This is a genomic window from Brachyspira murdochii DSM 12563, from assembly GCF_000092845.1.
Classification (GTDB): domain Bacteria; phylum Spirochaetota; class Brachyspiria; order Brachyspirales; family Brachyspiraceae; genus Brachyspira; species Brachyspira murdochii.
Genome location: NC_014150.1, coordinates 800,942 through 813,699, shown reverse-complemented (window position 1 = coordinate 813,699; position 12,758 = coordinate 800,942). Strand labels below are relative to the sequence as shown.

The window sequence follows — 12,758 nt, the reverse complement described above, 5'->3', positions numbered from 1 at the left end:
TATAGTTATGACTGAAGAGCAAGAAAAATTTATGGAGGAGAATGTATTTCCTATTATTAGTTTGGCTGGTGAGAGTAAGAGTTTGGCTTATGAGGCTTTAAGACTTGCTAAAGAAAAAAAATTTGATGAGGCAGCTCAAAAAATGAAAGAGGCTGATGAGATAATATTAAAATCTCATGAGTTTCAGACTAATTTAATAACTAGAGAAGCAGACGGTGAAAAAATAGAAATTACTATGCTTTTTGTTCATGCTCAGGATCATTTGATGACAGCTATGAGCGAAAAAAATCTTATAAAAGAGATGATAAGTATATTAGAAGTAAATCATAATAAATAACATATATTTTAAACCATTTAATAAAGGGACTTAAAATTTCTTTTAAGCCCCTTTATAACAACCTTATTTTCATAAAGCAATATTATTACAAATATATAAATAACAAGTGGTGCTATCTGTAATTCTTTTATCTAATTTAAATTATAAGTATACTAAATAATATCTATATATCTTAAGCATTTTTTCTTCAGTTTTTTATTTGCATTAAGAAAATAAATATATTATAATTTTTAATAATCATAAGGATAATTTAATGAAGATTAGTTCAAGATTTACAATAGCTGTTCATACATTGCTTTGCATATTAGAGTTTAAAGATGAAAAGATAACATCAAATTTCATATCAGAAAGTGTTCAAGTTAATCCTGTTATTATAAGAAATATATTAATACAGCTTCAAAAAGCAGATATTATTACCGTAAAAAGGGGAACAGGAGGAATAAGTCTAAATAAAAAAACAGAAAATATTACATTACTTGACATATTTAATGCTGTAGAAAGCCTAGATGAAGGAAAACTTTTCAGCTTTCATGAAAACCCAAATAAAAAATGCCCAGTAGGCGGAAATATTAATAAAATACTTCAGCCGAAACTGGATAGTGTTCAGTATGCTATGGAAAAAGAACTTAAAAAAACTACTTTAAAAGATATTTATAAAAGTTTACAAACTAAGTAAGGTAAAATTATAAATCATTTCAAACATAATGAATATTTTAGTTAAAAAATTATTAAAATTGATTTAGCAATTAATTGACATAATATATTTATTTAGTATAATCTATATTATGAATATTAATAAATATATTTTAATACATAAATTAGTTAATGCCGCTATACTTATGCTTTTTCCTATAGCAGCTTTTTATATTGTAGAACATAATAATATAAAAACCGGTATATACAGTGCTATTTTTATTATAATTAATGCCATAGAAATATTATTATTTATTTTATTTATTATTGTATATTTCAGGTGCGAATGGGGTACCAGAAAGCAGCATGCTATTGTAAAAGCATTAATTTCTTTTTTTATGTATATGATTATTATTGTATTATCTATTATTGCTATTTCTTAAGTTAATAGGTTTTGTTAATGCAAAAGTTTTTAATGTATATATATACAATTCTGGGGTATATCTTATATCCTTTTTTATTTATATCCTTTTTTATTATGATGATATTTAATAAGCCTATTAGAAAAGGTGCTTTATCGAGACTAGGATTTATATATCCTAAAGAAAATAATAAAAATGCTGTTTGGATACATGCTGTAAGTGTTGGTGAAATAGTCGCTGTAAGAGAGATAGTATTTACTTTAATAGAGAGAGGATATAATGTTTATCTATCTACTACTACTGTAGGAGGATATGATATAGCAAGAAAAAATTATGGGGATAAAGCAGAACTTTTTTATCTTACATTAGATTATCCGCATATGATTAATAAACTTATTAATCTAATATCTCCGGAATATGTTATGATAGCTGAAATAGAAATATGGCCTACGCTTATATATACTCTTCATAAAAAACTTATACCATTATATATGATTAACGGAAGGATAGGTAAAAAAGAATTAAAAGGATATAAAAATTTTAAATTCTTTTTTAAGCCTTATTTTAATATGTATACAAAAATTCTAGCACAAAGCAACATAGATAAAGAAAATATGATTACAATAGGAATGCCTGAAGGACTTATAACAGTTACCGGAAATTTAAAATATGATATAACATATTATGCTGATGAAAAAAAGATAGATGAATTGGAAAACACTATACCTGTAAATAAATTCGTAATAACAGCTGGAAGCACACATGCAGGAGAAGAAGAATTAATATTAAAAGCAATAGATAAACTCAACCTAAAAGATAAAGTCTATATTGTAATAGTTCCAAGAGATATTAACAGAGGAGAAGATATACAAAAACTCGCAGAAAGATTAAATTATGACTTGCCTCTTTATACAGATTATGAAAAAAGCTCAGAAGACGGAATTATTATAAACACTATAGGAGAATTATTAAATTGGTATAAACTTTCTGACTTGGTTATAATGGGCGGCACATTTATGGGTACTATGGGCGGACACAATATATTAGAGGCAATTTATTTTAAAAAGGCGGTTATAGTTGGAAAGTACATGTACAACTTCATAGAAATTTACGAGTATATGAAAGAAGCTGTATTTACATGCAAAGATAAAGAAAAACTAGCTGATCTTATACAAGAAGCATATGAGAATGAAGAGCTTAGAAATAATCTGGCAGAAAAAGCGTATAATTTACTCCTACAAAATAACGGGGCTTCTAAAAAGACTCTCTCTATTATAGATAAATACCAAGGTATTGTATAATAAAAACTTATATTTGATATTGACTTTTATATAAAAATATTTATAATACTCCTAGAGGTTATGAAATAAAATGAAATTTATTAAAAGAAACAATCAAATCAAATCAAATCAAATCAAATCAAATCAAATCAAATCAAATCAAATCAAATCAAATCAAATCAAATCAAATCAAATCAAATCAAATCAAATCAAATCAAATCAAATCAAATCAAATCAAATCAAATCAAATCAAATCAAATCAAATCAAATCAAATCAAATCAAATCAAATCAAATCAAATCAAATCAAATCAAATCAAATCAAATCAAATCAATATATTTAATATAATACAATCAATACTGTTTATACAATTTCATAATTATTTTATACCCAAACATTACTATTTATAGTTTGAAAAAAGGAGAAAAAATATGAAAAAGAACATTATTATACTAATCAGTTTGCTTATGATGACATCGGCATTAGCCTATTAGCACTCTTTAGGCATAGGACTTTATGTTCCATTAGGAGGAAGTATTCCTAGTCTCTATCAAAGCGATAATCTAAATCCAACTTCATCATTAAGTCCAAAATCAGCATTTGAAGTGGGAGTTATATTTAATCCTAGAGTTAATTTTGAGATAGATGAATATAACAGAATATCTATAGGTGTAGATGTAGGTTGGTATAGAGATACATTCAAATTTCAAACTGATTCTCAAAACTTTACACATGAATTTGATACTGTTATGCTTGGTCTTAATTTTAAATGGAGTCCTTCTATATTTCTATTGGGCATAGGCGGCGGTGTTAAATTTCCTTTTACAGGTAAATATTGGGAAGGAAATAATAAAGTATCATTAAGCGGCGGAAATTTCTCAGCAAGATTTAATAATCCTATTATACCTTATGTAAGACTTTATACAGGTATAGATTTATATCTTGTAAGTTTAGCATTATATGTTAATTTTGATATACCAACTATGCAGATAAAAGATAACTTATCTTCATTAGGAAAAGGATATAGCTATCCCGGAAAATTAGGTTCTGTTGATATAGGGGCTCAAATAGGATTGCATTTCGATATATTTGAATTTGGACAAAATTAATAATAAATTAATTTTTATTACTATAATTGAAAAAAATTTTTGGGGGGTATATTTTTTATATATCCCCATTTTTAATACTTTCATTATAAAAAGATAAAGTTTAAAAAATTATAATACCAATATAGGTTATATATTTTATATTGACTTTTATATCAAAAGATTTATACTGATACTAGGTTTATAAAGGTTTTATGGAATTAATTTATGCAATATTTAAACGGTCATTTATTTGTATTTTCAATTTATTAAATCACAATTTTTTTAAAAGTAAATATTCTAAATTATTCTATCTCACACAATTTTATAGGTTTTGAGGAAAAATATGAAAAAAAGTATTATACTAATCACCATATTTATAATAACATCAACTATAGCATACTCCAACTCTTTAGGATTAGGACTTTATATTCCATTAGGTGGAAGTATTCCTAGCCTCTATCAAAATGATAATGCTAATCCAAATATAACATTATCTCCTCATAGTGCATTTGAGATAGGGGTTATATTTCAGCCTAGAGTTAGTTTTCAGGCAGATAAAAAAGGCATTCATCGTATTTCTATAGGTTTAGATGTAGGCTGGTATAGAGATACATTCAAATTTCAAGATTTTACACATGAATTTGACAGTCTTATGACTGGAATTAATCTTGAATGGCGTCCTTTAATATTCCAAGTAGGTATAGGAGGAGGTGTTAAATTTCCTTTTACAGGTAAATATTGGATTGGAGACAATGATACAGTATTAAATGGAGGAAATATTTCAGCAAGATTTAACAACCCTCTAATACCTTATATAAGAGTTTATACTGGTATAAATTTGGTTGTTCTAAGTTTATCATTATATGCTAATTTCGATATAGCAAATATACAAATAAAAGATAATTTATCTTCATTGGGTGAAGGCTATAAATATCCAGGTAAGTTATTTTCTATTGATATAGGTGTTCAGTTTGGTATACATTTAGATATATTCCAATTTGGAAAAAATGAAAGAGAAGAACTTATATTTATATAATTAAATCTTTATCAAAAAACATAATAATAGAAAATGTTTTCATATATACATATACTTTAATTATAAAATAAGAATTTCTAAAAACAATAAATACTACTATATAGTATAATAAAATTATATATTTTTATATTGACTTTTATATCAAAAAAAATTATACTAGGTTTATAAAGGTTTTATGGAATTAATTTATGCAATATTTTAAAATTCATTTATTTGTGTCTCAATTTATTAATTTATTCTAAATCATTACTCAATTTTTTATTAGTTTTAAGAAAATAAAAGGAAATAATATGAAAAAAATTATTATACTAATTAGCTTACTTGTGATGACATCGGCATTAGCCTATTCCCACTCTTTAGGTTTAGGTCTTTATATTCCATTAGGAGGAAGTATTCCTAGTCTATATCAAAACGATAATTTAAATACAACTTCATCATTAAGTCCAAAATCGGCATTTGAAATGGGAGTAATATTTCAGCCTAGAGTGAATTTTACAATAAGTGCAGCAAGCTATAATTATATATCTTTAGGTTTGGATTTTGGCTGGTATAGAGATACTTTTCAATTTCAAACTAGCACAAAAAACTTTACACATCAATTTGATAGTATTATGACTGGTATTAATTTAGAATGGCGTCCTTTAATATTCCAAATAGGTGTAGGAGGCGGTGTTAAGTTTCCTCTTTCAGGGGCATACTTAGAAAATAACAATGGTACGAAATTAAGCGGCGGCGATTTATACAGCAGATTTAATAATACTATTATACCTTATGTAAGACTTTATACAGGTATAAATTTGGTTGTTTTAAGTTTATCATTCTATGTTAATTTTGACATACCATACTATCAAATAAGAGATAACTTAGCTTCATTAGGTGAAGGATATAAATATACTGGGAAATTAGCTTCTGTTGATATAGGGGCTCAAATAGGTTTACATTTAGATATATTTGAATTTGGAGATAATGGAATATAATATATAATTTGACTATTTACTAGATAAATTATATTAATTGAAAAAGTTTTATAGCATTTAAAGAAATATTCTAAATTATATTAGTTTTTTAGTTTTAAGGGAAAAATATGAAAAAAAGTATTATACTAATATTTATAATGACATCAGCATTAGCATATTCACATAGTTTCGTAATGAGTTTGTATGTTCCATTAGCTGGAAGCCGTCCTAGTTTTTATCAAACTGGTATTATATCGGACTATTTAACAGAACAGGCAGAATCTGCATTTGAAGTAGGCGTTATATTTCAGCCGTCAATATATTTTACAATAGACAAATTACATTATATAGTATTAGGAGCAGATTTCGGCTGGTATAGAGATACATTTCAATTTCAAGAATTCATACATGAATTTGATAGTATTATTACAGGACTTAGTCTTGAATGGCGTCCTTCAATATTCCAAATAGGTATAGGAGGAGGCGTAAAATTTCCATTATCTGGTAAATATTCGAGAGGAAACAATTATACATTATTAGATTACAAGGCTTTATCATCAAGATTTAATAATCTAGTTATACCTTATGTAAAACTTTATACTGGTGTAAATTTCTTTTTAGTAAGTTTATCATTCTATGCTAATTTTGACATACCAACCATACAGATAAAGAATAATTTGGCCTCATTAGGTGAAGGATATAAATATATCGGAAAATTAGCTTCTGTTGATATAGGTGCTCAAATAGGTGTACATTTACCTATTATAGAATTTGGTAAAAAGAGTGATTATTATGACATTAGAAATAGAATCAAAAGATAGGATTTATAAATTTTATTGCATTTAATTTAATATTTATTTATTATTTTATTTATATATACCTAAAAGTTTTATAAAATACACAATATATTTTTATATGTCCCTATTTTTATATAAATTAATAAATTCACTTGCGGCATATAATGAACCTATTACAAGTACTGGTTTATTACTTTTATTAATTGATTTTATATTATCAATAGCATCATGAAAATTTGCTATATGCTTTACATTAGGTTTATCTTTTAAATATTGATAAGTTTTAGAGCTGTCAGTTTCTTTATATGCAATATTATCTGGAGAGCTTAATATTATTTCTGAATCATATCGTTTTAATATATCACTCATGTTTTTTATATCTTTTTGGCTTAGAGGAGCAAATAGTATTATTATATCATCATACCATTTATATATTGTATTTAATACTCTTTCTAATGATTTAGCATTATGAGCACCGTCCACTATTATATCTGGATTTCTATGCATAAATGTAAGGCGTGCATTTATATGAAAATCTTTCAAGGAATTAATTGCTTTATTAATATTTTTTTCGTTATAGTTATTATCAGCTTTAAGAAGTATATTCAATGCCTTAAAAGAAAGTGATATATTTTCTGCCTGATGTTCCCCGAGAAGCGTAGTTGAAAAAATATATTCTTTATCTTTTTCTCTATAAATAAACTCTAGTTTTTCATTGCTGTTTAATGTAATATTGGCAGAAAAATCTTCTTTAAAAACATATAAATTACAATTATTTTCTTTTGATATATCTCTTATCATTTTTATAGAATCTTCTTCCTGAAATGCTGATACAACAGAAGTGTTTGGTTTTATTATTCCAGCCTTTTGAGCCGTTATCTCTTCTATGGTGTATCCTAATATCTCCATATGGTCATATGATATAGAAGTTAAAATACTTACAGATGAATCTACTATATTAGTACAGTCTAATTTTCCTCCTATACCTACTTCTATGCATGCATAATCAACTGCATTTATATAAAAATAATATAGTCCCATTATAGTAAAAATTTCAAATACTGTTATATTATTGTATATCTCATCACTCTCTATAATGTTTTTTATCTTTAATGTAATATTAATAAAATCTTCTTCACTAATCCAGTTTTCATTTATAGATATTCTCTCTCTCTCACTTACTATATGAGGCGATATAAATGATCCGGTTCTATATCCTAAAGAAGAAAGCATTTTTGATAATGTAAGAGTTGCGGATCCCTTACCCTTTGTACCTGTTATATGTATTACTTTAAATACTTGTTTATATCCTAATAGTTTTAATATTTCTTTTACATTATTTATATGATTAAGATTGTTTTTATGAAGTGTTTTTTTTCCCATAAAGGAATATATATAATCCAAAGCTTGATTTATGTTTTTCATCTTTCTGTTTTCCAATAAAAAATAATTAATTAAAAAATAATTAAACAGGATATCATATTTTGCAAAAGACTGCAAGAAGTAATCGTTATAATTATTGTTTAAGAGCCATAGATATTGCACACTTTTAGTTTAAAAAAAAGAAGGTATTCCTTATAATTTAAATTACCACAAATAAACAAAAAGGAATACCTATGAAACAATATAATACAAATTATAAAAAAGATATTATTAATTATTAATAAAGCTAAAAATAAAAGAGTACAGGCTTTAAAATTTAATATTAGTATTAGAACATATTATTATTGGAAGAAGAAATTAGAATAAAAGGACTATATAAAGTTAAAAAGAAAAAAGATGATTAATAAAGTAATAGAAGTCTATAATAAATATTGTAGACTAAAAATGCTCTTAGAAAAAGAAAATATCAAAATAGCTGCTATATAATAAGAAGCATATTAAGAGAGTTTATAGACCAGTTTTTTCATCTTGGTATAGATAGATGGAGTAGTTTAAAGTACATACAATTGCGGGCACAAAAAATTTATGACTTTTGTAATAGTGAATTAACTTTAGAAAAATCCAATTAGAAATTAATAAATATAATAATTTTGGGAATTAAATGAATATACTCTATTAAATTATGATATACATATGTCATATTTTAAGAAATTGATGAGTACTTAGATGCAATATGTCAAAACTGAATAAAAAAATTAAAACCTTATTGTAATACTTGACATTACAATTATAGTATAGTACTATTGTAATATTGAAATTTACAACAAGGAGAGAGTATGAATAAATTATTATTTTTAATAGATTATCTTATTAAAGAAGGTAATTATAAATATGATATAGAATTAGAAAAAGCATTAAAAGAGAATAATGAAGAAGTAGCCTATAACTACTTCAGATATTTAATGAATATAAGACTTCCTAATGGTATAAGCGAAGAGTATCTTAAAATAGAAGATGAATATTTACAGGATAGATTAAAAAAGAAAATAATAACAAATATAGAAGATATAAAACCTATAAGAGATAATTTATATTTATGGCAGGGAGATATAACAACATTAAATATAGATGCTGTAGTTAATGCAGCTAATTCTTCTATGCTTGGCTGTTTTATTCCTCTTCATAAATGCATAGATAATGCCATACATAGTGCTTCTGGTACTAGATTAAGATTATGCCTAAATAATATAATGAAAGGAAAAACTGAGGATAGTGGTCAATGTATAATAACTAAAGCATTCAATTTACCAAGCAGATATATACTTCACACAGTAGGACCTATAATACAGAACAGTGTTTCAAAAAAAGATGAGGAGCTTTTATATAATTGTTATAAATCATGCTTAGAAACTGCAAAAGAGAATAATATAAAAAGCATAGCATTTTGCTGTATATCTACAGGAGAGTTTAAGTTTCCAAATAAAGAGGCTTCTCAGATAGCGGTAAATGCTGTAAAAGATTTTTTGAATAATAGTAAATATGATATAAAGATAGTATTTAATGTATTTAAAGATTTGGATTATGAACTTTATTATGATATTTTAAAATAATTAGGAGAATTACGAATGAATGATAAATTAGAATTAATAAAAAAATTAAAATCAAGTATAGAAAAATCAGATTATATATTAATAGGTGCAGGAGCAGGACTTTCTGTTTCTGCTGGATTTCCTTATGACGGAGAGAGATTCAATAAATATTTCAGTGAATATAAAGATAGATACGGTTTAACTGATATGTATAGTGCAGGATTTTATAAGTATCCTACTTTAGAAGATTTTTGGGGATATTTTTCTCTTTTTGTATATGTTAATAGATACGATATACCAGCAGATGAAACTCATTTAAACCTATTAGAAATAATAAAAAATAAAAATTATTTTGTTATTACTACTAATGTTGACGGAAGATTTGAAGAGGCAAAATTTGATAAAGAAAAATTATTCAAAGTTCAGGGAGACTATTCTCTTTTTCAATGCTCTGTTCCATGCCGACAAGAAACTTTTTATAATGAAAAACAAATAAGAGAGATGGTAAAGTCAAGAAAAGATTTAAAAATATCAAAAGAACTTATACCAAAATGTCCTCATTGCGGTAAAAATATGACAATGAATTTAAGATGCGATAATACTTTTGTGCAAGATGATAATTGGTATAATTCTATGGATAGATATAAAAAATTCTTAGATGAAGCAGAAAATAAAAATATATTATTTTTAGAATTAGGGGTAGGTTATAATACACCTGCTATAATAAAATATTCTTTTTGGGATATGGCTTTAAAAAATGAAAACTCTATTTATGCATCTGTAAATTTGAATGATTCATATGCACCTGATAATTTGAAAGAACGCTCTATATGTATAAATGATGATATATCTAAAGTATTAGAATATATAAAAGTTAAAAAAATTAGTTGTAATACTTGACATTACAACTAAAACATGTTATTATTATTGTAATAATAGCTATTACAACTCTTTAATTAAAGAAAATATTTTACATAAAAAGGAGAATTAAAATGAAAATTGCAATAATAGCAGCAAACGGAAGAGCCGGAAAATTAATCATGAATGAGGCATTAGAAAGAGGGCTGGATGTTACAGCCATAGTAAGAGATAAAACAAAAATAAATAATTCAAAAGCAAAAGTTATAGAAAAAGATTTATTCGATTTGACAAAAGATGATTTGAAAGAATTCGATACTGTAGTAAGTGCATTCGGAGTGTGGGAGGAAAAAGAACTTGATAAGCATTCATTAGTTATGGAGCATTTATGTAAAATACTAGCCAATACCAATATTAGATTGATGGTAATAGGAGGTGCTTCAAGTTTATATGTAAACAAAGAGCATACTATGATATTAAAAGATACTCCTGATTTTCCAGATATTTTTATGGGTGTAGCTGTAAGTTCTATTAAGGCATTTGATATATTAAAAAGTAAAAAAGATGTTTTATGGACGTATATATCTCCTTCTGCTGATTTCCAAGCTGACGGAGAAAAAACAGGACAATATAATATAGGACATAATGAATTACTTTTTAATTCTAAAGGTGAAAGTGCTATAAGTTATGCTGATTATGCTATAGCTTTTGTTGATGAGATACAAAATAAAAAATATTTAAATCAGCAAATAACATTTTGCTCTAAATAATAATTATTAAAAAATATAGAAGTTAATAGAATATTATTTTTATCTATTAACTTCTATTAATTATAGATATTTTTATATTATTTAATATTTTTCATATTAGCATTATCTATTACTTTTTTATACGGCATTAAAATATATTCATTCATTTTATTTTTCATTTTCTTTTGCATAGAAGGAATTGATATTAAAGCTCCTACTAATTTCATCTGAAGCATTTTCATTCTTTGTTTTTGAGGGAAATCATAAATATGATGTTTTTTATAGTATTTATGATCTTCTTTCATAAGTCCCTGCATTATGTATATTAAATCTCTAAATATTTTCATGCCGCCAACACCATAAAAGTTTTTAGGACGAGTGCATTTATTATCCATAGCATATTTCATTATAGATGATAACTTTGAAAGTTCATTGCAGGCATCATCATTATAATCATATACAATATGAGTGAGAAAATTACCTCCAACTTCAGAGCGTGATTCTATAAGTGTCTGCAAATTATATTCTCTTTCATAATCTCCGCTTATTATATATCCTATAGGCATACCTTCTGTAACAGTTCTATGTCCATTGCAGAATTGCCGGTCATCATAAATTTTAAAACTCGAATGTGTATAATGATTTTCTATTGTAAAAGCATATATAATAGAATCAGCCTTCTGTATTTCGTTTCTTAAAAAATCATCGAATCCGTCTTTATAAACACATTTGCCAGTAATAGCACAGCCGAAACAGCCAAGACAGCCCCCATGAAAATTGTATTCTCTTATATTTATTTCTCTAGTTTTATAAGGAAATATTATTTTAAAATCTTCAATCATATTTCTTAAACTTTCATCATTTTTAGCACAGTTAGTTAGTATTAAAACATCTTTTGAAGTATCTTTTTCTTTTGAATTGTTAGTATATTTTCTATTATATATAATTTTTTCTTTTGTATATGCTTTATTTGATGCATTTATGTAATTTAGATTATTATTTATACAAAAAATTAAATAATTAAAAAAGTTTACCGCATCTTCCTGACCTTCTTTTTTCATAAGGTCTTCCATATCAGCAGAAAGCCCTCGTATATATTTTAGTCCTAAATCTAAACAATTTTCTTCTATAAATTTATGTGCTGTAATATCATAAAAATGCTTTGAAGTAGAAAACTGCGTTGCAAATTTGTTCTTTATATTAATATTATTTTCTTTTAGTAATTCTATAAATCTATGCAGCTGATATGGTACTAAAAAAGTGTATACAGGATAGGAAAAAATAATTACATCTGTTTTTTCAAGTTCTTCTTTTATCTCGTTAAAGTTTTTTTCATAATATTTTATTTTTTGCCCAACGTTTAAAAATAAAAATTTATGTTCTGTAAATACTTTTTCTAAGAATAATAAAGTTTGTAAAGTTATGCTGTTATTGCCTTTAGGGCTTCCGTTTATAACTAGAATGTTCATTTTTTTAGTCCTTTAGTTAATAATGTTATTATATTTTATAATAATAAAAGCTCAATATAAATATTTGAAATTATATAATAAAGTTATTAAAAATATTTGTATTACATAAATTTTTTATTTAAGATATAAGTTATATGTAAAACTGTATTTTAATATATTATA

At 25.2% G+C, this 12,758-nt stretch carries 12 protein-coding genes and 1 pseudogene; 11 read left to right on the top strand and 2 right to left on the bottom strand.

Annotated elements, in window-relative coordinates; genetic code table 11:
* Positions 1-7: 7 nt before the first annotated feature.
* The 8 genes and pseudogenes from BMUR_RS03435 (at position 8) to BMUR_RS03400 (ending at position 6,572) form a co-directional block, all read left to right on the top strand.
* Positions 8-337: a PTS lactose/cellobiose transporter subunit IIA gene (locus BMUR_RS03435; protein WP_013113207.1), complete on the top strand. Its 330-nt coding sequence runs from the start codon at positions 8-10 to the stop codon at positions 335-337.
* 253 nt (positions 338-590) lie between these two features.
* On the top strand, positions 591-1,013 hold the full coding sequence (locus tag BMUR_RS03430) for an Rrf2 family transcriptional regulator (RefSeq protein ID WP_013113206.1): 423 nt from the start codon (positions 591-593) through the stop codon (positions 1,011-1,013).
* 109 nt (positions 1,014-1,122) lie between these two features.
* Positions 1,123-1,413, top strand: coding sequence for a hypothetical protein (locus tag BMUR_RS03425; RefSeq protein ID WP_013113205.1), 291 nt, complete (start codon positions 1,123-1,125; stop codon positions 1,411-1,413).
* Between the two features lie 17 nt (positions 1,414-1,430).
* Positions 1,431-2,693, top strand: a complete 1,263-nt coding sequence (locus BMUR_RS03420) for a 3-deoxy-D-manno-octulosonic acid transferase (protein ID WP_013113204.1) — start codon at positions 1,431-1,433, stop codon at positions 2,691-2,693.
* A 484-nt stretch (positions 2,694-3,177) separates the two neighbouring features.
* Positions 3,178-3,777, top strand: a pseudogene (locus BMUR_RS03415) (hypothetical protein); the annotation flags it as partial.
* Positions 3,778-4,102: 325 nt separating this feature from the next.
* Complete coding sequence (locus BMUR_RS03410) at positions 4,103-4,795, top strand: hypothetical protein (protein WP_013113202.1); 693 nt, start codon at positions 4,103-4,105, stop codon at positions 4,793-4,795.
* A gap of 290 nt (positions 4,796-5,085) precedes the next feature.
* Positions 5,086-5,772, top strand: a complete 687-nt coding sequence (locus BMUR_RS03405; protein WP_013113201.1) for a hypothetical protein — start codon at positions 5,086-5,088, stop codon at positions 5,770-5,772.
* 107 nt (positions 5,773-5,879) lie between these two features.
* Positions 5,880-6,572 (top strand): hypothetical protein, encoded by a 693-nt coding sequence (locus BMUR_RS03400; protein WP_013113200.1) that lies wholly within the window; start codon positions 5,880-5,882, stop codon positions 6,570-6,572.
* A gap of 90 nt (positions 6,573-6,662) precedes the next feature.
* Here BMUR_RS03400 and BMUR_RS03395 read toward each other — a convergent pair whose 3' ends face one another.
* Positions 6,663-7,973, bottom strand: coding sequence for a bifunctional folylpolyglutamate synthase/dihydrofolate synthase (locus tag BMUR_RS03395; protein WP_013113199.1), 1,311 nt, complete (start codon positions 7,971-7,973; stop codon positions 6,663-6,665).
* Between the two features lie 794 nt (positions 7,974-8,767).
* On the opposite strand from BMUR_RS03395, the gene BMUR_RS03390 reads away from it, so the two are divergent.
* The 3 genes from BMUR_RS03390 (at position 8,768) to BMUR_RS03380 (ending at position 11,148) form a co-directional block, all read left to right on the top strand.
* On the top strand, positions 8,768-9,541 hold the full coding sequence (locus tag BMUR_RS03390; protein WP_013113198.1) for a protein-ADP-ribose hydrolase: 774 nt from the start codon (positions 8,768-8,770) through the stop codon (positions 9,539-9,541).
* A gap of 15 nt (positions 9,542-9,556) precedes the next feature.
* Positions 9,557-10,420, top strand: a complete 864-nt coding sequence (locus BMUR_RS03385; protein WP_013113197.1) for an SIR2 family NAD-dependent protein deacylase — start codon at positions 9,557-9,559, stop codon at positions 10,418-10,420.
* Between the two features lie 92 nt (positions 10,421-10,512).
* On the top strand, positions 10,513-11,148 hold the full coding sequence (locus tag BMUR_RS03380; RefSeq protein WP_013113196.1) for an NAD(P)-dependent oxidoreductase: 636 nt from the start codon (positions 10,513-10,515) through the stop codon (positions 11,146-11,148).
* Positions 11,149-11,225: 77 nt separating this feature from the next.
* On the opposite strand, the gene BMUR_RS03375 is transcribed toward BMUR_RS03380, so the two are convergent.
* Positions 11,226-12,596: an NAD(P)H-dependent oxidoreductase gene (locus BMUR_RS03375; protein WP_013113195.1), complete on the bottom strand. Its 1,371-nt coding sequence runs from the start codon at positions 12,594-12,596 to the stop codon at positions 11,226-11,228.
* Positions 12,597-12,758: the final 162 nt, after the last annotated feature.